The organism is Oleiharenicola lentus, from assembly GCF_004118375.1.
Taxonomy (GTDB): Bacteria; Verrucomicrobiota; Verrucomicrobiia; order Opitutales; family Opitutaceae; genus Lacunisphaera; species Lacunisphaera lenta.
In genome coordinates this window covers 878,426-900,900 of the sequence record NZ_SDHX01000002.1, presented here as the reverse complement: position 1 = coordinate 900,900, position 22,475 = coordinate 878,426, and the positions used below count along the sequence as shown (strand labels likewise).

15 protein-coding genes are annotated in these 22,475 nt (G+C 62.5%); 8 read left to right on the top strand and 7 right to left on the bottom strand.

Features of this window, described 5'->3' with window-relative positions:
- Positions 1-9: 9 nt before the first annotated feature.
- From nagB to ESB00_RS17505, 4 genes are read right to left on the bottom strand one after another with little or no spacing between them, the layout of a single operon-like run.
- Positions 10-1,920 (bottom strand): glucosamine-6-phosphate deaminase, encoded by a 1,911-nt coding sequence (gene nagB / locus ESB00_RS17520; protein ID WP_129049198.1) that lies wholly within the window; start codon positions 1,918-1,920, stop codon positions 10-12.
- The gene (locus ESB00_RS17515; protein ID WP_129049195.1) at positions 1,917-2,864 is read right to left on the bottom strand and encodes an NAD-dependent epimerase/dehydratase family protein; all 948 of its coding nucleotides are present in this window, start codon (positions 2,862-2,864) and stop codon (positions 1,917-1,919) included. The genes nagB and ESB00_RS17515 overlap by 4 nt, the downstream gene beginning before the upstream one ends.
- Positions 2,865-2,868: 4 nt before the next feature.
- On the bottom strand, positions 2,869-5,304 hold the full coding sequence (locus ESB00_RS17510) for a WD40/YVTN/BNR-like repeat-containing protein (protein ID WP_129049192.1): 2,436 nt from the start codon (positions 5,302-5,304) through the stop codon (positions 2,869-2,871).
- Positions 5,305-5,308: 4 nt separating this feature from the next.
- Positions 5,309-6,325, bottom strand: coding sequence for a Gfo/Idh/MocA family protein (locus tag ESB00_RS17505; protein ID WP_129049189.1), 1,017 nt, complete (start codon positions 6,323-6,325; stop codon positions 5,309-5,311).
- Between the two features lie 228 nt (positions 6,326-6,553).
- Between ESB00_RS17505 and ESB00_RS17500 the strand changes: the two genes are divergently transcribed.
- The 3 genes from ESB00_RS17500 to ESB00_RS17490 all read left to right on the top strand — a co-directional run bounded on the left by ESB00_RS17500 (position 6,554) and on the right by ESB00_RS17490 (position 12,755).
- The gene (locus ESB00_RS17500) at positions 6,554-7,582 is read left to right on the top strand and encodes a LacI family DNA-binding transcriptional regulator (protein WP_164976291.1); all 1,029 of its coding nucleotides are present in this window, start codon (positions 6,554-6,556) and stop codon (positions 7,580-7,582) included.
- 1,383 nt (positions 7,583-8,965) lie between these two features.
- A complete protein-coding gene (locus ESB00_RS17495; RefSeq protein ID WP_129049184.1) occupies positions 8,966-11,227 on the top strand; it encodes a TonB-dependent siderophore receptor in 2,262 nt (753 codons plus the stop codon).
- A gap of 121 nt (positions 11,228-11,348) precedes the next feature.
- Positions 11,349-12,755 (top strand): MFS transporter, encoded by a 1,407-nt coding sequence (locus tag ESB00_RS17490; RefSeq protein ID WP_129049181.1) that lies wholly within the window; start codon positions 11,349-11,351, stop codon positions 12,753-12,755.
- 33 nt (positions 12,756-12,788) lie between these two features.
- Here ESB00_RS17490 and ESB00_RS17485 read toward each other — a convergent pair whose 3' ends face one another.
- From ESB00_RS17485 to ESB00_RS17475, 3 genes are read right to left on the bottom strand one after another with little or no spacing between them, the layout of a single operon-like run.
- Positions 12,789-14,807: a DUF5107 domain-containing protein gene (locus ESB00_RS17485; RefSeq protein ID WP_129049179.1), complete on the bottom strand. Its 2,019-nt coding sequence runs from the start codon at positions 14,805-14,807 to the stop codon at positions 12,789-12,791.
- A 20-nt stretch (positions 14,808-14,827) separates the two neighbouring features.
- On the bottom strand, positions 14,828-15,850 hold the full coding sequence (locus tag ESB00_RS17480) for a hydroxyacid dehydrogenase (RefSeq protein WP_129049177.1): 1,023 nt from the start codon (positions 15,848-15,850) through the stop codon (positions 14,828-14,830).
- Positions 15,850-16,533: a polysaccharide deacetylase family protein gene (locus ESB00_RS17475; RefSeq protein WP_164976290.1), complete on the bottom strand. Its 684-nt coding sequence runs from the start codon at positions 16,531-16,533 to the stop codon at positions 15,850-15,852. Before ESB00_RS17475 ends, ESB00_RS17480 begins: the two co-directional genes overlap by 1 nt.
- Positions 16,534-16,956: 423 nt before the next feature.
- Between ESB00_RS17475 and ESB00_RS17470 the strand changes: the two genes are divergently transcribed.
- Genes ESB00_RS17470 through ESB00_RS17450 form a run of 5 tightly spaced genes read left to right on the top strand, consistent with a single transcriptional unit; the run spans position 16,957 to position 22,378 of the window.
- Positions 16,957-18,123: a GNAT family N-acetyltransferase gene (locus ESB00_RS17470; protein WP_164976289.1), complete on the top strand. Its 1,167-nt coding sequence runs from the start codon at positions 16,957-16,959 to the stop codon at positions 18,121-18,123.
- 15 nt (positions 18,124-18,138) lie between these two features.
- Positions 18,139-19,056, top strand: coding sequence for a DMT family transporter (locus tag ESB00_RS17465; RefSeq protein WP_129049169.1), 918 nt, complete (start codon positions 18,139-18,141; stop codon positions 19,054-19,056).
- A gap of 38 nt (positions 19,057-19,094) precedes the next feature.
- On the top strand, positions 19,095-20,216 hold the full coding sequence (locus tag ESB00_RS17460) for a phosphotransferase (protein WP_129049167.1): 1,122 nt from the start codon (positions 19,095-19,097) through the stop codon (positions 20,214-20,216).
- Positions 20,217-20,250: 34 nt separating this feature from the next.
- Entirely contained in the window at positions 20,251-21,441 is a 1,191-nt protein-coding gene (locus ESB00_RS17455; RefSeq protein ID WP_164976288.1) for an SGNH/GDSL hydrolase family protein, read from the top strand.
- A gap of 25 nt (positions 21,442-21,466) precedes the next feature.
- Positions 21,467-22,378, top strand: a complete 912-nt coding sequence (locus tag ESB00_RS17450; protein WP_129049162.1) for a nucleotidyltransferase family protein — start codon at positions 21,467-21,469, stop codon at positions 22,376-22,378.
- Positions 22,379-22,475 lie beyond the last annotated feature (97 nt).

Genomic DNA, 22,475 nt, shown 5'->3' with positions numbered 1-22,475 from the left:
TTGTGCAGTTCAAGGAATCCATCGCTGAAAGGCCTCGATGGCCTCATAGTTGGCAAAACCGAGCCGATCAAAGGTCTCAGCGAGAGTGCGGTTGTGATGTTCGGCTTGCTGCCAGAGTTCGTGGTGGCCCGACTTGAACGCGGTTTGGCTGCGCTGACTTTTGTGCTGATAAATCCCTTGGATTTTCTGCGTCAGCTCGCGTGGGCTGAAAGGCACGGCCATATCGATATCCGCTGCATTCCAAGGGGTATCCACGCCCCGATATAGCCATAGACGACAGGATGCCATCCAGTCGTCACTGGCCAGTTGCCGCAGCGCCTCTTGAATGAGTTCGAAGCAGACTGCGGTAACGGCCGAAGGGTCGTCCTGCCGCCCTGTGGCGAAAATCTGGTTAGGAGTGAGCTCCCTCAGCAAGTTGATCAGGGGCGTGAGGTCGGCATTCCCCGGCGAAAACTGCCGATACCGCCCAGCTTCGTAAAAAGGTAGATCAAGAAAACGGATGCGGCTGACGGGCAGACCGCATGCGAACATCGAGGCTCGGGCTTCTCCCCGGCGAATCAGGCCCTTCAGTTTGCGCACTTGCAGCGAATCGCTCTCGACTGCGGTCTTTCGATCCAGCTGCATGCGAACATTTACCGCAAAAGTGTCGACCGGTGCGGACGCGGCATCCAGCGTCCGGGCAACATCGGCCACCAAATCGGTGGCCATGGCCGCTTCCTCGTCAGGCACCGCAAGGTTGCCCGAGGTCAGGTAGATGACCGAAACGTCATGGCCCTGTTCAACCAGCCGGCGCAGCGTGCCCCCCAAGCCAATGACATCATGGGATGGTTCGGGGCTGAGGACAACGACCCGTTTGGGAAAGGGAGACGCCCGCTCGGGACGATGAGCATCATCAGCATCCGGTTTGCCGCCAGGCCATCCGGTAATAGTGTGCTGCAGCTCGTTGAAGATGCGGATATTCAGTCCGTAGGCCGGGCCCTTTTCAGTCAGTAGGTCGGCCATCCCATGCTCGCTGTAGTCCTCATCCAACAGTTTGAGCACCGGCTTGCCGACCTTCTGTGCCAGCCAGACGACGGCATGGCGGGTGAGAGACGGCGTCCATTCAACTGGACCGACCAACCAAGGGTGCAGGCGACGGGTGAGGAGCGAGGCCGCTGACTCGTCAATGAGGAAGCGAATTCGGGGGTGTCCTTGCAGGAAGCTGGCCGGAAGCGAGTCGTTCGCCGGATCCTCCACTGCTCGGGCGATGACTTCGGCTTTGCCAGTCCCCCAGGCAAGCAGCACGATCTCTTTTGCGCTCAGGATGGTGCCGACGCCCATTGTGATCGCGTGGCGCGGGACATTCGCTTCCCCCAAGAAATCACGGGCTGCATCCCTCCGGGTCAATTGATCTAGCGTGACCAGACGGGTGCGTGAATCGCGGGTCGAGCCAGGTTCATTGAAACCGATGTGCCCGGTTCGACCGATACCGAGCACCTGAAGGTCAAGTCCTCCGGCCGCGACTATCTGCTCCTCATATTTTCGGCACGAGGAGAAAACCTCTCCTCGACTTACCGTGCCGTCAGGCAGGTGGATATTGCCGCTACGAATGTCAATGTGCGTGAAAAGCTGCTCCTGCATGAAGCGCCAGTAGCTTTCGGAATGCGAACGACTGAGGCCGTAGTATTCGTCGAGATTGAACGTTATGACGTTCTTGAAGCTGAGGTGCTCCTCTCGGTGCAGCCTAATGAGCTGGCGATACAGTCGAACTGGGGTCGAACCGGTCGCCAATCCCAAGACGGTCGGCCGGCCCTCCGCATCCCGCGAGCGAATCAGGGCCGCAATATGATCCGCTAGACTTCGCGCGGCGAGATCGGCCGTTGCATATATCTCGGTCGGGATTCGCTCGCGCTGTTGGTTTTCGGACAAGGATTCGTTCATTGTGAAGTGGATAGTAGCGCGGCATGCATCGCCACCAGGCCGGACTCGAGGGATCCCGACGGACGCCAGCCGGCTGCAAAAAGGCGGTCAACTTTGGCGCGCGAGTGACGCACATCGCCGGGCCGTTCCGCCGTGTGCTTAATCGGGGAATGGGACTTGGTCAGCTTGATGATCCGATAGGCCACGTCGAAAATGGTGGTCTGCTGGCCGTATCCGGCATTGTAAACTCCAGTGAGGCTCGGACTACTGGCGACGAACGCAAGGGCGTCGACAATATCCCGAACATATATGAAATCGCGGGTTTGACCGCCATCGCCATGGATGGTGATAGGCCGGCCAGCGAGAGCCTCGCGGAAGAAGATTGGGATGGCGGCACCATAGGGACCCGCCGGATCCTGGCGGGGCCCGAAGACATTGAAGAACCGAAGCGCGACAGTCTGCAATCGGCCGCTTTCACTGAAATGCTGGCAGAAATATTCGCCATCAAGTTTTGAGGCGGCGTATGGACTACAAGGTTCCGGTTCCATGTCCTCATGCTTGGGGACAGTTGGGTTGTTTCCGTAAACCGCGGCAGATGATGCGAAACACAGCTTTTTCACGCCAGCGGTCGCCGCGGCCTCAAGTACGTTTAGCAGGCCATTGATGTTGAGTTCCATGCAGGTGTGGGGGTCGCGAACCGATTCGGGTACACTCACCTGTGCCGCGAGATGAAAAACGTAATCCACGCCCTGCATCGCCTGTCGGACAAGCGCACGGTCCAGAATGGACCCCCGGATGAAATCAATATTCAGACCTGCAAGGTTCTCGATGCGCCCTGTGCGCAAATTATCAAGAATCCGCACCCTCGCCTTACCTTGGTAATATGCAGCCAAGTGGCTGCCGATAAAGCCGGCTCCGCCAGTGATCAGGACGGTGCTTCCGGATGGGGTTTCATCGGTTGCCATGGCGTTAGGGGTGGGGCGGGTTGTAGGTTGTGGTGCGACCCTCAGCTGAGGCTTCAGGTCCGTCGCTCGGGCCGTGCCAGACGCCACCGCCGTAGGTCAGGATATAGATTTGGCCAGGATCCTTTGGATCGGGCTCAACGCGTTGTCCCCATTTGAAATCGAAGCCCGCGATAATCTGCCAGTGACCGCCTTGATCAAGGGAGCGATACGCCTTGCCGTTGAATCCACTGGCGTAGTGAGCGCCGCTCCGCGCATCAGTCGTCAGCGTCGTGATATGGGCATCAGTGTTGAGCACGGGTTCCCAGGTTTTACCGTCGTCTGTAGAGCGGAAGATTCCACCGTGGATGTCTCCGGTGGCGGATTGATGGGCGCGGCGGCCCCACGCCGCGAGGAGCAGCGTCCCGCGTGGAAGGTGTTCGACGATGAGACTGGTCGGGCCCGTCACATTGGTGGGCAACTCGAGGCGGTGCCACGAATCCGCATCGTCGTCCGAGCGGTAGATCGCGCCTATTTGCTCCGAGGCTGGATCGACGGCATCGCTGCGGCGGAAGATCACGAGGAAAAGGGCGCGGTCGTGCGTCCGGCGATAGATCCGCCAGGCTAGCGGCTCAGCATCTTCCAGGCCTTGATTTCGCGTCTGCCAAGTTTGGCCACCGTCGACGGATTTCAGTACGCCGTAGCCAAACGCGCAGGCAAATAGCGTGCGTTGTGCAGTGGGACTCTGGTGGTCGAGGAGAAGGTCCGTCACCGCAGCCTCTCCGATGGCGAGGCGTGCGGTTTGCCAGTGCTGACCTCCGTCCTCCGACCACAAGATGCCGCCCCCGAACTGGGTGGGCGGGCGCCGTCTCCACATTTTTTCTCGAGGCAGATCATGTGTGCCGCTCATCGCGGCCCATACTTTGCCGCGTACATCAGGATCGAAGATCAGGTCGTAAGTGGTGTTTTTCCACTGGGCGGGCAGTCCTGGCGCCGAGGTCGCCGGACTCCAGCTTTCGCCGCCGTCATGGCTATGCAGCAGCCCGATGTCTGTGCAGGCCATGAAGACATGCTGCGCGTCGAAGGGATCGAACATCAGGCCGTAAACATTGGTGACATCCAATCCGCGTGACACCCAGCCGCCATTTCCTTGGGCCCGCGTATAGAGTTGCTGCCAAGTGCGGGCGCCGTCGGTCGTTTGCAAGGTGCGGCCAAAATCGGTGGCTAACACGCGGTTTGGATTTCGCGGATCCACCGCCATGGATAGGGGATTTTCGCCCCAGTCCGGGCCAAAGTGAGCATCAATCCAGCCGGGAATCGCACCGGCTTCCTTGCTGCCGGCCATCGTGTGCTGCACGACGGGATCCAGCCACGAGAAATTCCAGGTGGCCCCCGCATCGTCACTTCGCGCCACGCCCAGACGCTCGCGGCCGTCCGAGGTGACCAGGCCCTTGAATGAAAGATAAATGACGCCTGGGTAATCGCGAGCCGCCGCCAGGGTCCGGAAGTCAACGCCGCGCGTACCGGGGAAGTTGGCCTGAACGTGCGCGGAGAGATCCTCCCAATGAGAGCCCAGGTCAGATGAGACGAGCAGCCGGGAATTTTCGCCAGCAGTGATGGCGTAAAGTATGGGGCGATCCCCAGTCCGATCCATTGCCAGCGCAACTTCTTTGAAAATCGTATTGTTAGGTGCGGGGTATTCAACCACCTCCTGCTGATGCACTAGCACCAAGCCGCCGGCGTGCGCGACGATCAGTTTACGCGAGGTCGTTGGAGAAGTCGGGTCGACGAGCAGTGACAACGGACTTCGGACTGTGGTGCTGTGTTGGAGCCAGGTGCGACCGCCATCGCGAGAGGAAAGTAACCGCGCCTCTGTCCCGATCTTTGCGGTGGCATATACCGTGCCCGATATCGCCGGATCGGCAGCTATCATGGTCACCTGATAACTGCGGCCGTCACGAGTGAACTGCATGATATCGGCATGATCACCAACTGCGACTGGCTCCGCCGCTTCAGTCAATTGTGGCAGCAGCTTGGTCCACGAGCCACCGCGATCTCGGCTCACCCACAGGCAGTTACCCCGTGCGTAGATCGTGTCCGCTTCCTGGGCGTCAAATGTGAACTCCCGCACGATTTCCTGCAGATTGATCATCCGCCAGCTTTCACCCGCGTCACGCGAAACATAGGTGCCGGTCATGTCGCAGGCGACGAAGACCAGTTGTGGATCGTGCGGGCTGATCGCCGGGCAAAACATCGCGCCGCCGCCGCCTGGTCCGATCACTCGCCAGCCACCGCCGCGCTCAGGGCTGCGGATTGGATCTTCAGCCCGGCCGCCAGCGACCCCGATAAGCAGGGCGGCAACGACGATGGACGCTCGCCGCCAACGATGGACAGCGCCCTGTCTGGTGAAGCGTATGCCGGTGGCGTGACATACGCCCGTGTGTGAGTCGGTGCGAGGTTCCATGGCCCTAGTGGACTGTGACCAGCTTGCGTTCCTGCATGTCCCAGACCAGGCGCTTCGTGCGTTGGGCTCGGATGGCTTCCATCAGCGCGACCTGCTGTCCGCACTCTGAGAGTGTGGGCGAGGGACACGTGGCGGCGTGCTCGATGGCCAAGCAAAACGACTCGATCTCGTTATAGACGCCGCTGCGCAAATGCACGGGCGAGGCGGCATCGGAATACACTGCATGCCGCACGCCTTTCCGCCAATAATCGACCTCACCCTGCAGCTCCGCTTCGGGCGTGGCGGCGAGCCTGATTTCCAAGGTCTGCCCCGGTGCATCGACGGAGATCATCTCCACGCTGCGCCCGGCGTCGGGCAGGATGTCCAAGTGAGAACGGATGCCGCCGTGACTGACTGCATCCATCGTGATTCGCACCGGTTGGCCGCGCTCCACCGGGCCGAATCGGAACTGCGCCTCTTTGTAAGGACTGCCGCCGAGAAACAGGAGCGTGTCGAGGGCGTGAATCGCCGTGGTGGAAAAATCCTCGTTTAGCCGGCCGCTCCGTAGCATCGTGTAGCTGATACGGCTAATATGGGTACGCTCGAACTTTTCCTCCAGCACAGCGCGGGCCCGGCTTACCGCCGGCATGTGACGCCGGTTGAATGCCACTAGATTGGGCACGCGGCTCTGCGTGGCCACGGCCTCCAAGCTGGACCACTGGTCCACCGTGAGCCCCGGCGGCTTTTCCAGCAGCAAGGGCAGGCCTTCGCGCAATACGGCAAGCGCGCCTTCGTACATTACGCCACTCGGCACGGCCATAAGGATGACATTCGGTCGCTCCGCACGGCACATTGCGAGCAGATCGGGGTAGGATCGTTTGGCGCCAAACTCGACGGCGAAGCTATGCGACTTTTGCTCGATCACATCGCAACAGGCAGAAAACTCCCAGGCCGGATGTCGGGCGATCAGTTGCTTGATTGCAGGACCATACTGATGGTTCGCGAACCATCCGCAGCCGACCATGCAAAATCTGAGAGACATGAGAGATTACCTGACTCGCGCCGCTACTAGGCCTCGTACGCTTCCCGGAATTGCAGACCGGGCTTGCTCCACGCGCACATGGGTGGAGCTCTGGGGGAAAGGAGAAAGGGTGGGGCTTGCCATTGCCCGCACACAACGTTTCGTCCCGGTCATTGGCAACGCCGGGCTTGCGTCTCTGGCCTACAACTAACTATGCAGTAAACAATGTGCTCTTCGCCCGCCCCCACCATGCGTTCGCTGGCCAAGGAGGCCGGCGTGACGTCGATGACTGTCTCGCTCGCCCTACGCAACAACCCCAAGATCTCAGTCGCCACCCGCAAGCGCATCCAACGTCTCGCTAAGAAGCGCGGCTACAAGCCCGATCCGACGGTGTCGCGACTCATGTCTCACCTGCGCGTTCAGCGCTCGCATCGTCTGCAGGCGATGATCTGCGGTCTCACTGATCAGGACCGGTTGCGCCGCACCGAGTGGGTCGGACGCATCGCCGAGGGGGCCCGGGCTCGCGCCGCGGAGTTGGGTTTCGGTTTCAATCTGATCAACCTTGCCGATTACATCGGTAGCCCGGACCGGCTCGAACGCGTGCTGCTGAGCCGAGGCGTCGAGGGATTGTTGCTGTTGCCGCTGCGCATCCCCATGGTATGCGATGATGTGCTGGCGTGGAACAAGTTCTCTGTCGTCTCGACCAGCCACTCGGTGATCAGTCCGGAGTTCTGCCGGGTGGTTTCCGATCAATTCAACAACATGATGTTGCTTTGCCGCGAACTCACGATCCGCGGTTACCGCCGCATCGGGCTCGATATCACCCATGAAATGGAGCAGCGCGTGCGGCATAATTTCACTGCGGCGCTCGCTTGGCACAACGCCTACGGCGGCACTGAGACCGTGCATCCATTGGTTACGCCGCCTGGCAATTTCGACTATCGCGGACTGCTGGTGAACTGGCTCGAGCGCGAAAAACCCGATGTTATCATCACTCCCTATATTGATCGCTTGCAGGAGGCGGTCAGCCGGATCTACCGCGGTGAGCCGCCGCCTTTCGCCTACGCGTTGGTCGACGTCGGACAAAATCGTCCTGATGGCGGCATAGACGAGCGCGGAGACTGTATCGGCCGGACAGCTATGGAATTACTGTCCGGAATGATCCTGCGTGGCGAAAGGGGGGTGCCCGAGGTCACGAAAAACATGCTCATTCAAGGGTCATTTGTACCGGGCGCCCTCGCGTGTTTCAGCGAAATCGCTGGCCGCTCCACTCGGTAGTGTAGCCCTTGAAGAGGATGATCCCGCGCTCTCACCAGTGGCTGCAGAAAAGATCTTATCCAACTCGTCCCTGGTGAACTGACGGCGCCGCTCTTCCTTGGGGTGATGGTCGTGCAGCAGCTCGGCTCCCTTGGCGGGGTTGCCGCGAACTATCGCGGTGCACGACCTTAGTCAGACCGACAGGACGAGCTTGAAGCTTCTAAACGATTACGCACCTTGAGTGCAGGAAATTAAGCACCAGTTTCGTGATCGCGTAGCCCATCGCGGGCCGCGGAGTTGAAAATGTTATCGGCTTTCGTTCGTTGTGGCGAAGATGTGGGTGACGAGATGTTGCGAGAGGTATGCTACGCCAAAAAGGGCCCGACGATGGTCTAGTCTGGTCATCAACATCACCCAAGCCACTGGTTGTGGTGTATTGAACGCACATGGAACCTAAACCCCGAGCAGGGTTGCTCTTCGAGTGTCCCCAATCAAATCGTCGTCGACACAACATGGCTGACCGTGGCTCTTCATCGTGGTGACGGATCGATTAAGCAAATCCACATGGGCTAACCAGCATGACTATGTCTCATCGGCAATCCTCTGCTCGGCTCATGCGGAGGCATCAGACGCTACCGAAGGCATGAAAGTATCCACATAGGTCGGCACTTACTCCCAGTGATTCAAATTCGAGACATTCCGGTCGACCAACAGGCGGAGTTCCGCGCTTGGATGTCGATCTTTCCGCATCATCCTGCGACGCCTTCGCTCTCAGCTTGCATGAGCACAATCTACCCAAGCAGATTCGGTGCGCACGCTCGTGAGCGGCGCCATGAATACTTAAATGTGGCACCGGAGCCGCTGCAGACAGTCGCTATGACCCTATTTGCGTCGTCTCATGTAATCCTTGTCGGCGACTCAGTCGGGTTGGTGTCGATAGGACCGAACGCAGATTTTTATGCCTTAACAAGTCGCGGCAGAGAGCGATAGTAGAGAATCAGGATGAGGAAGCTTTTCGATTTCTTGGGGCTTAGAGAATCAGCCGATCTCATGCACTGCACGTCTCCAACAGGCATTGCCGGATGGAGCTTTCCTCGGGATGCCGCGCCCTGCTTCGTGGACGCGGCGGCGGCGACCTCAACACCCTGGAAACCGAGGGCCAGATGATACAGAGGGTAATGCCTGGTCTGCAATGGTGGCACCTAAGCGGTGCCGTTGATCTGAAACGATAGACGCGATAGCGACTCTTACCTGACCAACCGAACCGGACTAAGCATATAATCCCCTGGATTACTGCATACCGGCGAAGGCATTGAAGTCACCTCACCGGTGGGGCAAACGGCAGCTGTTTTAGTGCCCACGTTTCCCAAGGCCACCTTGGAATCAAGTTAACCCAACATACCAATGAAACACCTGACTACCCGATGCTTGCCGTTGGCCGTGCTGCTGATGATCCAGTTGCCCGCCCAATCGGTGCAGCCCGCCGCGCCGGAAAAAGACCCCTCATCGAATGACAGTACGAGCCCAGACGACACCGTCGTGCTCTCGCCCTTTGTCGTCAACTCCTCCAAAGACCAGGGCTACCGCGCCTCGAACTCCGTTTCCGGATCCCGCTTCGACACTCCGATCAAGGACCTTCCTTTCGCGCTGAATGCGTTCACGAATGAATTTATCCAGGATCAGCACGCCTCCGGCCTCTACGACATCGTGAAATACAGTCCGGGCGTGACGTTCATAGGTGGCGGTTTCGACGAAGGCAACAGTCACTTCACCATTCGTGGCTTCGACGCTGGCACCCAGCCGCTTCGCAACGGTTTCACGGGTCCGCAGGTCCTGGACCCAACTCTGGTAGAGCGCGTCGAGGTGATGAAGGGCCCGTCGTCGTTCCTCTACGGCCAGCTCTCTCCGGGGGGTATCGTGAACGTTATCTCGAAGCGGCCGCTGAGCTACAAACTGAACACGCTCACGCTGAGCGGAGGCAGCTACGATTACTTCGTGGCCAATCTCGATAGCACCGGTCCGATTGCCAAGGGCCTTAGCTATCGCCTCGGCCTGACCACCGGTCAGGACTCACATTACTATGATGCTTACGATGCCAATCGGTGGGCCGCCGCCGGGGCCCTGGCCTGGCAGGTCAACAAGACCGGACAGATCATGGTCAGCTACGAGAGATTCGATAAGGACGAGGGCCCCTTGCTCAATCCCTTGCCGACCGTTTACGACAGTCGCCTGCCGGACGGGAGCAAAAACGGCCTCTTCTATCCGGGCCTCCCGCGGACTTTCAACACCTCAGCCAACGCCAACTACCGCCAGACGAAAAACAGGAATCTCGTCGCCGAATACAATCAGGGCATAGGCGAACACTGGAACACCCGCCTCGTCTACGCCTCCTCCAAGCGTGACATTGAGTATTACACCAGCGCGCGCTTCATCGTCGGCTACGGCGTCTTTACCACCGCGCCCATCGCGGCCACCGCGACACTGCCGGCCATTCAGCCCGAGAACGCCCTCATGCGCCGCCCCAACACCGGCCACTATTGGGGCGACACCCAAACCTACAACGCGGAGGCGATCGGCAAATATCAGTTTGGAGGCGTTTCCGCCAAATTCCTTTTCGGCGTCCAAGAGGATAGTCAGAATTCAGACAACGAAAAGCACCGCGCCTCGACCGTCGACTATCCCCGCGCTTGGGACCTCTCCAATCCCTCCACGTGGAACCGCGACGAGCCAGTGCCCATCATGCCCACTATCTCCTACTGGCACGACGACGTCAGTATCAAGTCATATTGGGGCGGTCTGACCCTTGGCTTCCTTGATGATCACCTGGTCGCCCTCACCGGCCTCCGTCACACGGAAACGGAGACCGTATCCACCAACATGCGCACCGGTGAGGTGCTACCAGCCTATGTCTCCTCCGCCAACACACCCCAGGTCGGCGTGCTTTACAAGATCACTCCGGAGGTATCCGCCTACGCCGCCTACAGTAAATCCTTCGTACCGAACTCCGCAGACCTCTACGACGCGGACGAAAACTACCTTGGACCCGCAAAGGATCCGATCGGAGAAGGCTACGACATTGGACTGAAAGCTGCCTTCCTTGACGGCAAGCTCTCCGGCACGATCAGCGCCTATCAGATTCGTAACAACAACCTGATCCAGTCCATCGCCGCCTTCAACTCTGCAGGCGAACTCGCCTTCCGCACGGTGCAGACCGGCATGACGCAGAGTCGCGGCATCGAGTTCGATGTCGTGCTCAGCCCGATTCCCAACTGGCAGACCTACCTCGCCTACAGCCACCAAAACGCCATTTACTATCGGAATCCCGAGAACACCGCGCTCGAAGGCGTGCCGCTCCTCGGCTCGGTGGGCAACATGGGCAGTGTGTGGACGAAGTATTTCTTCCCCTCAGGCCCTCTGAAGAGCGCCTACATTGCTGGCGGCATGACTTGGCAGGGATTCCAGAAAGCCTCCGACCAAAATAACGCGCTGTATTTCCGTCCGTACGCGCTCTTCGACATGACGGTCGGCTATTCGACCAAGATCATCGGTCGCAACACCGAGTTCGCGCTGTCGGTGAAGAACATCGCCAACAAGGAATATACGCCTTCGGTCAACACGCGGGGCGATCCGCGCATGGTTATCCTGACTATCACCACGCGCCTCTGAAGCTCTAGTGTGTAAGTGTCACGGCGGCTTGCAGCAGGGGGCTGTGGGCCGCCGTTCGCTTTTGCTCTTGGGCTGTTTTGCCTGAGTGCCATTATTGACTAATTTCCGCTCTGGCCTCCGCATGTCGCCACCTTCCTCTTTGCCTTCCGCGTCGCCCGAGATGGCCCACGACACTCCCGTCCCGCGGTGGCGCATAGGCACGCTGAGCTACAGCAAGGGTGCCCTGGTCCTGCTGTTTTTCTGGCTGCTCTGGGGTGATTTTACGTTCACACTAATCAAAGATCGTTCGATCCCCGTTATCGTTCAGCTGCTGCTAAAGAAGCACGGTGCCTCCGATCTCGTGACGGGGCTCCTGCTCGGCACCGTTCCGAGTTTGATGAGCGTCTTCGCTGCGCCGATCGTGAGCTACTACTCTGATCGTCACCGCGGCAAACACGGCCGCCGCATTCCGTTCCTGATGATCACCACGCCGATTGCGGTGCTGGCCATGGCTGGGCTCGCGGCGTCGCCCTGGTTGGTCCGGCTGCTTCCGACCGGCGGTCACTGGAGCGAGGACGTGCTGATGCTCTGTCTGCTCGGGCTCTTCTGGACCGTCTTCGAATTCTCCGCTGTGACGGCCAACGTGATTTTTCTCGGACTCATCAACGACGTGGTGCCGGCCAATCTGCTGGGCCGTTTTTTCGGGCTCTTTCGCATTCTCGCGCTGCTCGCGGGCATGGGTTTCAACCTCTGGCTGCTCGGCGCTGCGGAGTCGCACCACACCTTGATCTTCGCGGGCATGGCCGGGCTCTATGGCGTCGGCTTCTCGCTGATGTGCCTGCGCGTCACCGAAGGCGAGTATCCGCCACCGGCGGCGGCTCCGCCCGGTGGCGGCTGGGGCGCGGCGCGGCGCTATTTCTCGGAGTGCTTCACGGAGCCGTTCTACCGCTGGGTGTTCGCCTACTTCGCGTTGGTCAACGTCGCGTTCTTTCCGACCAACCTCTACAATATCTACCTCGCACGCAGTCTCGATGTCGACATGGCCTTCTACGGCAAGCTGCTCGCGTTCTCCTATCTGCTGTCGCTGGTGATGTCGTATCCCATCGGTGCGCTCGCGGATCGCTACCATCCGTTCCGCGTCAGCTGGGTGTGCGTGGCGCTGTATGCGATTTTCTGTCTCGTGGCGGGCTTCGTCACCACGAGCGGCGCGACGTTCTCGGTGGTCTTTGTCCTGCACACGTTCCTTGTCGGCATGATCATCACGGCCGTCTCCTCGCTGGGACAGCGGTTGTTCCCGCGCTCGCGCTTTGCGCAGTTCTCTTCCGCGGCGCTCATGTTGCTGGCTTTGCTGCAGATCGTCTTTGCTCCGGTGGTGGGCTGGTTTCTCGACGCCTTCGGTCACATTTACCGCCACACTTACACGCTCGGTTTCATCGTGAACATCGCGGTGCTGGCCGTGGGCGTCGTGGTGGCGCGCAAAATCCGCCGCTTCGGCGGCTATGCTGGTTACCAGCCGCCTGGCGAAACGCCGCCTGAGCGGAGCACTTGAGCGTGCCGTGAGGGCGCGGCACGCCTTCGCGAGTCAGGAGCCGCCGGCCAGCAGACGGAAGTCGATGTTGTGCGGCGGCGGGAATTCCCGCTGCGCGCGCGCGAGCAGTGCGGCATCGAACGGCACATTCTCTCGCGCGGCCAGTTGTCGGGCATGCCATTCGAACCAGAGATTCGTGAGGGTGAGCTCGCCCTCGCGGATGGTGGCGAAGGGATGGGAGAAGACCGGTTCGACCTCCGCGAGCCGTCCCGCCTTCAGTGCGGCGAGCGCGCGGAAGATCGACATCCGCTCGTGTGCGGCGAATGCCGGCGCGAGCGTGCGGACGAAGCCGTCGAGCCGTTCGTAGAGCTGCAAGTCGGCGAGGTATTGCGCGTATTCGATTGCGAGCGCGCTGGTGTGCGGCCCGCACGCCCACGCCTGCGTGTAGTGTTCGAGCGCTTCGGCAGACTGGCTCTGCTGGCGCGCAAGTTGTGCGAGGTTGCGATGCGCCCACGCAGTCGGTTGCAGGGCAAGCGAGCGTTCCCAAGCGCTGCGCGCACCGAGCGGCTCGTGATTTTCCAGCCGGGCGACGCCGAGGTGATACCAGCTCAGCCAATGATCGCCGCGTCCCGCGGCGAGCGCGCGCTCGAGCAACCAACGCCATTCATCCTGGATCAGGTAGGCGCCGGGATCCGCCGCGGTGGCGGAGCGGGCGGGCAGCGTGCCGGTCTCGAGCAGCTCGAGCCACGGCTGTTGCTCCGCTCCGAGGCTCGAGACGGGAAACTCCATCTCGGGCGGCAAATAGCAATGCGCGCCTTGGCGCTCGGCGCGCAATCGCTCGAGCGCGCCCCAACCGGACCCGGTGTGCAGCATCTCACTCGGCGGGAGCGTGGCGGTGGCGGCGCTCGCCTGATGCCAGCTCTCGAGTTCGCGCGCGGACAGCAGACGCTCCATGTCCTGCTCCGCCGCGCTGCGCGCGACGGACCAATCGGGCGAGTGCAACGTCCGCGGATCGCCGCTCAGCAGGCCGTAGGCTTCGGTCCACGACCACTCGGCGTGCGCCGGCATCGGCAGGCAGCCGGCCTGCAGCCGACCGAGCCCGGCTTGGATCTCGATGTAGGCGCGGCCTGGTTCGGAGAGATAAGTCTGCCAATTCCGCCCGCCGCTGCCCATGCCCCAGCAGAACATCTTGCGGCCTCTCAGCCGCGAGGTGGACATCTGCGCGAGGCCCTTGCCGTCCTCCGCCACGGCCGCGATCCACGGCCGGCGCGTGTCCTCCAAGCGATAGAAAAACTCGTGCGTGATCGGCAGGGACGAACTGTAGCTCGCGTCCTGACCGAAGAGCGCCGGCATCTTGGCAATGCTCAGCGGCTGATCGCCGACGTTGTGCAGGCAGGTGTCGGCGGGCGCCAGCACGCGCGTGCCCCGCGTTTCCGGCACGGCGATGTTCGACCACCAATACATCGGGATCTCGTGGGCATGTGGGTTGAGCAGCCGGACACGCACGAGCAGGCAGCGCGAGCCCGGCGGCAGATGGAAATCGATCTGCCAGGGGAAAACCTTGGTGCGGTCGAACTCGTAGAGGCGGAGAAAATCGTAGCCTTGCGGCGCGTGCACACGGGCGGCGAACACCGGCGAACAAGTCAGATGATGATGACCGAAACAGCCCATGTTCCACTCGATGCCACCGCTGAACCACGCGTTGCGGATCGCCAGATTGGCCGGCTGGAACACCGGGTTGCGATCCAGCAGCTCGCGCTGCTCGGCCAAATGCACCAACGAAACGAGCCGCCCGCCCAGCTCCGGCAGAAATATGGCGCGAAGGTGCTCGTTCTGCAGCACGAGCGAGCGAAATGTGCGCGGCTGGCGCGTGCGGTCGTAGTCGTCCTGGAGCCGGTGCGGCAGCATCCGGAACTGGGCTTTCCAGCCGGCGTAGCGACGCTCTTCGTCCGGCAGCTCGGGATCGAGGTGGAGCGGAAAATTCTCGTTGAGCGAGCGGAAGACCGGCAGCGGATTCTCGCCGCCGAAACGTCCGGCCGGCAAAATGTAGGGTGCGGAAGAAAGCGTAGTCATGGACGTGGAAGCGGAGAATTTCAGGCGCGCAGAGACAGGCTTTCCATGGTGACGCTGTGGCGGAGCGGCTGGCCGGCGCGGTAGGCGAGGAATTCGTCGATCACGAGATCCGCGAGCCGCGGCGCCTCGTTGTTCAGCGCGCCGGCGAGGTGCGTGGAAAGATGCACGTTGGGGAGCGCATACAGCGGCGACTCGGCCGGCAGCGGCTCGGCCTCGGTCACGTCGAGCAGCGCGGTCAAATCGGTGCGCTCAGCAAAGACCACCGCGAGGTCGGCCTCGTCGACTTGCTGACCGCGGCCGGTATTGATGAAGACGGCGCCGGGACGCAGCGCCCGGAAGTGTCGCGCCCGGATCGCGCCGCGCGTGTGGGGAAAATCCGCGAGATGGTTTGAAACCACGAAGGCGGACGCAAACGCGTCCTCCAGCGAGACCTTCGTGCCGCCGAGTGTGCGAGCCTCGACATCGGAGAGATAATCTTCCACCAGCAGGAGCTTGAGCTTGAAGTGCTGCAGCATCGCGGCCGTCTTGCGTGCGACGGCGCCGACGCCGATCAGCGCCACGGTCTCCTCGTAATTGCCCGGGCCGCGGAAGCAGGAATCCCATCGCGCAGGCATGCGATATTCGCGGGAGTTGCGGAAATAACCCTTCGTGCCGAGCAGGATTTGCCCGAGACAGAACTCCGCGACTGAATCGGCGTTAGCCTCCTTCGCGCTCACGATTTGGATGCCGCGCTCCAAATAATGGGACGCGAAGTGGCTCACGGAACCGGCCGCGTAGAACACCACGCGCAACTTCGGCAGGAGCTCCAGCTGAGCCGCGCTGAGACACGGCATGCCCCAGGTGGAGAAGATGACTTCCAGACCCTGCAGAGCCGGCTGTTCCGCGGTGAAGTTCTCCGCAGTGACGATGCGAGGATGCAGGTCGCAGAGTGTCGCGAGCCGCGCCCGTCGGCCGTGGCCGTAGGTGTAATCGATCGGCGAGCTCGGGAGCCAGTTGGCGGGGCCGGAGAAGAACGCCGCTTTGATCTTGGGAGTGGTCTGCATCAGGGGGCTGAGCGTTGGGGGGCGGAAGAAGGGAAAAGCTCAGGCAGGTCGGCCCAGCGGACCTCCGGGTCGGCGTTGATCCGTTGCAGCTTCGCATCGAAACCGGCCCAGTCCGCTTCGGTCATTAGCTCGTAGCTGTGGCCCCAGAAGTAGAACACCGGCGAACGCGCGGCCTTTGCGGCCTCATAGCGTTCCCAGAACGCCGGGTCGGCATGGTGGCAATCGGTCGCCAAAATGAAATCGTCGCGCGCGGGCAGACAAGGCGTGGCGTTGAGACAGGTGCGAGCGTAGCAGTGTCCGGTCTCGCGGAGGACCTCCGCCAAAGCGGCATCGTGCTCGCCGTAGGGATAAGCGAAGCCGCGCACCTCCTGCTGGAAGTGATCCTGTAGCTGCTTCCGCCCGTCGCTCACCTCGCGACGCCATTCGGCGAGCGACAGCCGGGACGGAAACGGATGCGTGAGGGTGTGGTTGGCGATTGTGAATCCCTGATAGGTCTCGCACAGTTCGCCGAGCGCCAGTCGCTGCACGACCTTCGTATGCTGGTAAATCCAATCATGTCCGCGCCGGGCGCCGTGCAGGCCGGGGTTGAGATTGAAGGTCGCGCGCGCGCCACGTGTGCGCAGTAGTGCGCACAGGCGGATGTCGTCGACGACACCGTCATCCCAACATTGAACAATCTTCATCATGGAGGCTTGGCGAAACTGGGAGTGAGTGCGCCTCGCCGGAGTTGCGGTGGCGGGGCGCGAAATTGCCGACGCTCTTCGCAGTGCCGCGCCGCGCTCGCAAGTGGGAAGCGAAGCGTGTGCGCGCAAACGCGACCAACGCCGACAGGCGGCTTTGTCTACGACGCGAATTTCAGAGGAGAAACGCGCCGAAGGCGCGCCGCGTCGCTCACTTTACTGCATAGATAAAAAGCCGGCGAGGAAACGCGGAAGCTTCCGGCGGACGTGGCGGACCCGCTGACTAAATCTGCCGGCCAGGTCCGCGGGCAAGTTTACTGCAAAGCCATATCTGCAGGCCGGCAGCTCGACAGTCTCCGGCTTTGGTTTCATGAGGTGGCGAAAGACCTCGTCGGTCGTTTCCCCATGTCCTGCCAGTCACCTTCTGTGAGATCGAGTTCCCGCCCCGTGCGCCTGCGCCACCACCAGACCCGACAGCTTTTTGAGGGCGCGCTCCATGTCGGGTGCGGCGTCGCGGTGCTCGAGTCCGCTGCGCTGGCCACCGGACGCACCGCGCTTTCGGTGCTCGAGGAAGTCGTGAAAGATCTGCTGGTCCAGAAGGGTGTCGATTGGACCGGCACGATCCTGAATGAGTATCTCGGGCTCTACGGCGAATCGCGTGCGGCGTTCGCGCTCGTGACGGAAAAGAAAAGCGGCCGCCTCGTGGCGCACGCTTCGGTATTCAGCTCCGCCGGCGAGGCCGGCGCGGGATTGCTGGCCCACGTGCGCGCGGCGCAAGGGTGGGGCGGTTACGGCTTGGGCACGCTCGTGACCGAGGCGGTGACCGGCGCGGCGTTGGCGGCGGGCGTGCCGTTCGTCGTGCTCGAGACCGACGACCGGCTTTTCCGTTCCAAGCAGGGTGAGCGTGCCGCCTATGGCATGTATGAGCGCATCGGCTATGTGGTGCTGCGAGAGAGGCGCGGGACCGATTCGACCGGCTGGATCATGGTGATCAATGCCCGGATTTTCTCGCTCGGGCAAAAGCTGAACTCCACCGCGGCTCCGAGTGAACAAGCCAGGGCGCGGCTCCGGCGAGAGCAGGCGCGGCTGTTGACGGCCTTGCGGACGCAGTATGCCGCGCCCCTCGGGAGATTGAAGATCGATCGCGTGCGGGCCGGCGATCTCGGCGGTCTTTTCCTGCTGCTGAATCTGCACCCGCCGCAGGATTTCACCGGACGACTGGTGCCTTGGCGCGTGTTCGACGGACCGGAGTGCGAACGCGAGTTCGTCGTGCAGATCCGTCCGGCGCTGGCCGGCGGCAGTCCGCCGGAAGACCTCAGCGTGGTCCTGCGCGATTCGCGCTTGGGCTTGGTTGCGGTCTGCGCGGCGCGCCGTGTGCCCGCGCGTCGGGCCTACGAAGTCGATTTCTACTGCGTGCCCGGCCTGTTGCGCCGGCGCAGGGCTCTCGTGCGTGAGCTGGTGCAGGCGGTGCGGCAACGTGTCGAGACCGAGGCCGCCGGGGCGGTGCTCCGGCCCGCGCGCGTGCCGGACCGCCAGAAAGCCCGTGCGCTCTCCGCCGCGCTGAGCGGTGCAGGACGCGCCCGGAACTCCTGACCCGAATCGCATGCCATGAATGCTGCGGCAAATCCTTCGCGTTGGTGGTTCTACTATGCGGTGCTGACCATGGCGGCGTGGGGCGTCTGGGGCGCGTTGATCGACACGACGGCGCGCGCCGGGTTTCCGGAGGCGTTGGGCTACATCGTGTGGACCTTTACGCTGCTTCCGCCTGCGCTTTTCGCGCTGTGGCGCGCGGGTTGGAAGGTCGAGCGCGATGCGGTTTCCGTGACGCTGGGCCTGCTGGCCGGCGTGCTCGGGGCGAGCGGACAACTGGTGTTGTTCAAAGTGCTGCGGCTTGCGCCGGCTTATCTGGTTTTCCCGATCGTCTCGCTCTCGCCGGTCGTGACGGTGGCCCTGGCGTTTCTGCTCCTGCGTGAGCGCGTGGCGCGCAAGGACTGGGTCGGCATCGGGTTGTCGCTCGTGGCCGGCGCGTTGCTAGCTTACACACCGCCCGCGGGCGGGGCGAGCGGCGCCGGCTGGCTGTTGCTCACCCTGTTCGTCTTCCTGACGTGGGGTGTGCAGGGCTACGTGATTTCGCACGCCAACCGTCGAATGAGTGCCGAAAGCATTTTCTTCTACATGGTCGTGGGCAGTCTCCCGTTCCTGCCTGTGGCGTGTCGGATGGTCGATGGACACCAGCCTATCAATTGGGGGCTGAGTGGTTTCTGGGCAGCCGTCGGCATTCAAAGCCTAAACTCCATCGGTGCGCTGCTGCTCGTCTATGCCTTCCGCTACGGCAAGGCGATGGTGGTCGCGCCGCTGATCAACGCCGGTGCGCCGGTCATGACGGTTTTTCTGTCGCTGCTGCTTTATCGCACCGTGCCGAACTGGGTGAACCTCGTCGGCATCGCCGCCGCCCTGATCGCGACCCTGATCATGGCCCTCACTCCCGAGCCGACGGCGCCGCCCGCCCAGACGAAAGCCCCGTAAACCGCGCGCCGCGCCCTCGTTTTCCAACCCTTCGCACCATGTCTGATCGCAACGCCTCTCTCGTCGAACTTGCTGCCGTCTCCGCCGCGTTCCCGCTCCACGGGAAATTCGTCTCGGGCGCACTTTACGGCAGCGGCCACATCAACGACACCTTCGCCGTCACCTTCGACCAGGCGGGCACCACCGTGCGCTACATTCTGCAGCGCGTGAATCACCGGATCTTCAAGAACGTGCCCGCGCTGATGGACAACATCCAGCGCGTGACCGCGCACACTGCACGTCGCACCGCCGCAGGCGAGGACGGTGCGCGCCGGGCGCTGACACTCCTGCCGGCCCGCACCGGTGAGCCCTATCACCGGGATGCTGCGGGTGCTTACTGGCGCTGCTATCTCTTCATCGAGAAGGCGGCGACCTACGACCTCGTGCGCGACGCGCACCAGGCGAGTGAAGCCGCGGCGGCAGTGGGACAATTCCAGCATCTGCTCGTCGATCTCCCCGGCGAGCGGTTGCGCGAGACGATTCCTCATTTTCACGACACGCCTAGGCGCTTCGCCACGCTGCGCGCCGCCGTTGAGCGGAATCCGCACGGTCGCGCTGCGGCCGCCGCCGCAGAAATCGAGTTCGCGCTCGCGCGCGAGCCGATCGTGGGCCGGCTGCTGGCGTTGCACGCGGCGGGACAGATGCCGGAGCGCATCACGCACAACGACACGAAATTCAATAACGTCATGCTCGACGACGCGACCGGACGCGCGCTGTGCGTGATCGATCTCGACACCGTGATGCCCGGCCTCGCGCTCTACGATTTCGGTGACATGGTGCGCTCGGCGACCAACTCCACGGCGGAGGACGATCCCGAGCCGCGCAACGTCCGGATGCGCATGGAAATTTTCGAGGGTCTGGTCTCGGGCTACCTCTCGGCGGCCGGTGCGTTTCTCAATCCGACGGAGCGCGCGCACCTCGCGTTCTCGGGCCGACTCATCACGTTCGAGATCGGCATCCGCTTCCTGACCGACTTTCTCGAGGGCGACGTTTACTTCAAGACGAAGCACCCGCGCCACAATCTCGATCGTTGCCGCAACCAGTTCGCGCTCGTGCGCAGCATCGAGGAACAGGAGGCGGCAATGCAGACCGTGGTGGATAAAATGCGCCCCGGACGCTGAGCGCGTTTTCGCGATGAAAATCCGGCTTCTTCTCGTGCTGGTGTGGCTGGCTCCGACGTTGAGCGGCTCGGTGCGCGCGGCGACACACTGGGTCGGCACTTGGGGCACGAGTCCCGGGCTGCGACTCGGGAGCGCGGCGGAAATGCAGAAGGAGGGCTTCCTGTTCCATGACGAAACGCTGCGGCAGGCGGTGCGCATTTCGCTCGGCGGTGAAGAATTCCGCCTGTGCCTGTCCAACGCCTACAATCCGGAGCCGGTGACGCTCGACGCCGTGCATCTCGCGCGTCGCGACCGCGGGAGCCGATTGCTGCCTGGATCGGATCGCGTGGTGACGTTCGGTGGGCGGACCGCAATCACGCTCACGCCCAACGCGCGCGTGCTCAGCGATCCGATCCTGCTCACGGCGCCGGCCGGTGCGGAGCTGCTGGTCAGCCTCCACGTGGCCGGTCGGTCGTTCGGGGGCGGCGTGCACTACGATACACTGCAGGCCGTTTACGCGGTGCGCGGCGACCGGACCGCAGCGGAAATTTTTCCGGACGATGCGCGCAAGGTTACCGGCTGGGTTTTTCTCTCCGGTCTCAGCGTGCGCGCTCCGGCGCGCGCTTCGGCCATCGTGCTGCTTGGCGATTCGCTGACCGACGGCGCGTGCTCGACCTTCGATGCGAATCGCCGCTGGCCGGACCAATTCGCGGATCGGTTGAATGCGGCCGGTCGGGGGCGCGGGGTGGTGAACGCGGGTATCAGCGGCAATTGCCTGCTGACCGATCCCGCGCGCTGGTTGTCCGATGGGGAAAACGCACTCGCGCGTCTGGAGCGCGATGTCTTCGCCGCCCCCGGAGTGTCGGCGCTGCTGGTGCTGGAGGGCACCAACGACATCGGCACACACGCCGTCGATCCGGCACGCGTCGGTGCCTTGATCGCCGCCTTGCAGCAGATCGCGGCGCGTGGCCACGAGCGCGGCCTCAAGGTTTATGTCGGCACGTTGCTGCCGTTTTCCGGGGCGGGCTATTTCTCCGCGGAGAAGGAGGCGCAGCGTCAGGCGCTGAATGCCTGGATCCGCGCCAGCACCTGCTTCGATGGAGTCGTGGACTTCGATCAGATCATTCGCGATCCGACGCATCCCGAGCGGCTGCGCGCGGAATACGATTCCGGCGATCATCTCCACGCCAACGACGCCGGCTACGCCGCGATGGCGCGGGCCGTGCCGCTCGACTGGTTCAAGTGAGGCGCACGCGCAGAACGGAATTTCTATGGACAGCAAATCCTTCGATCTCGTCATCCTCGCTGCGGGGATGGGCAGCCGCTTCGGCGGACTCAAGCAGGTGCAGCCCGTCGGTCCGGCGGGCGAACTGATCATCGAATACTCGGTGTTCGATGCGTTGCGCGCGGGCTTCGATCGCGTGGTGTTCGTCATCCGGAGGGAAATCGAGGACGAGTTCCGCGCCACCATCGGCCGCCGCCTCGAGCGGCGCATCGCGGTGGACTACGTTTTTCAGGATCTCGCCGATGTTCCGGTATCGTCCGCCGCGTTTGCCGCGCGCGCGAAACCTTGGGGCACGGCGCACGCGGTCTGGGTGGCGCGGAAGGCGGTCTCGCGTCCCTTCGCGGTGATCAACGCCGACGATTTCTACGGTGCCGCGGGCTATCGGGTGCTGGCGGGGCATTTTACGCGGCCGGGTTCGGGTTATGCGCTGGTCGGCTATCAACTGCGCCAGACGCTGTCCGAGCACGGCGCGGTCAGTCGTGGCGTTTGCCGGGTCGGCGCAGATGACCGTCTGCAGCAAATCACCGAGATCACGAACATCGAAGCCGCCGCCGGTGGCGCGCGCTATGTGGATGCCGCGGGCGCAGTGCAGCGGCTGACCGGCGACGAGATCGTGTCGATGAACTTCTGGGGCTTCACGCCGGCGGTGTTTGGGCAGATCGAAACGATGCTGGCGGAGTTTCTGCGGACGCGTGGCGCCGACCCGAAGGCCGAGTTTTATCTTCCGACTACGCTCAGTGCCTTGAACGAGCGCGGAGCCGCACGTATCGAGTTGCTGCGCAGTCCCGAGGCGTGGTTCGGGCTCACGTATCGGCAGGATCTGGCCGCGGCGCAGACGGCGATCAGCGAACTGATCCGGACCGGACGTTATCCCGCGCCGTTGTGGGGCGCGGTGTGAGCCACGGACCGGTTTACTGCCAAACAAAAAGCCCCCTGAACGCTTTTGCCACCCCCAGCCTCCGGAAATCATTCTGCGTGCACGCGGCGAGCCGGTC

What these genes read in the sequence shown, in the direction of transcription:
- nagB (WP_129049198.1), bottom strand. Translation starts at nt 1,920, where the DNA reads ATGAACGAATCCTTGTCCGAAAACCAACAGCGCGAGCGAATCCCGACC.
- ESB00_RS17460 (WP_129049167.1), top strand. Translation starts at nt 19,095, where the DNA reads ATGTCTGATCGCAACGCCTCTCTCGTCGAACTTGCTGCCGTCTCCGCC.
- ESB00_RS17475 (WP_164976290.1), bottom strand. Translation starts at nt 16,533, where the DNA reads ATGAAGATTGTTCAATGTTGGGATGACGGTGTCGTCGACGACATCCGC.
- ESB00_RS17510 (WP_129049192.1), bottom strand. Translation starts at nt 5,304, where the DNA reads ATGGAACCTCGCACCGACTCACACACGGGCGTATGTCACGCCACCGGC.
- ESB00_RS17465 (WP_129049169.1), top strand. Translation starts at nt 18,139, where the DNA reads ATGAATGCTGCGGCAAATCCTTCGCGTTGGTGGTTCTACTATGCGGTG.
- ESB00_RS17480 (WP_129049177.1), bottom strand. Translation starts at nt 15,850, where the DNA reads ATGCAGACCACTCCCAAGATCAAAGCGGCGTTCTTCTCCGGCCCCGCC.
- ESB00_RS17515 (WP_129049195.1), bottom strand. Translation starts at nt 2,864, where the DNA reads ATGGCAACCGATGAAACCCCATCCGGAAGCACCGTCCTGATCACTGGC.
- ESB00_RS17505 (WP_129049189.1), bottom strand. Translation starts at nt 6,325, where the DNA reads ATGTCTCTCAGATTTTGCATGGTCGGCTGCGGATGGTTCGCGAACCAT.
- ESB00_RS17500 (WP_164976291.1), top strand. Translation starts at nt 6,554, where the DNA reads ATGCGTTCGCTGGCCAAGGAGGCCGGCGTGACGTCGATGACTGTCTCG.
- ESB00_RS17485 (WP_129049179.1), bottom strand. Translation starts at nt 14,807, where the DNA reads ATGACTACGCTTTCTTCCGCACCCTACATTTTGCCGGCCGGACGTTTC.
- ESB00_RS17495 (WP_129049184.1), top strand. Translation starts at nt 8,966, where the DNA reads ATGAAACACCTGACTACCCGATGCTTGCCGTTGGCCGTGCTGCTGATG.
- ESB00_RS17490 (WP_129049181.1), top strand. Translation starts at nt 11,349, where the DNA reads ATGTCGCCACCTTCCTCTTTGCCTTCCGCGTCGCCCGAGATGGCCCAC.
- ESB00_RS17450 (WP_129049162.1), top strand. Translation starts at nt 21,467, where the DNA reads ATGGACAGCAAATCCTTCGATCTCGTCATCCTCGCTGCGGGGATGGGC.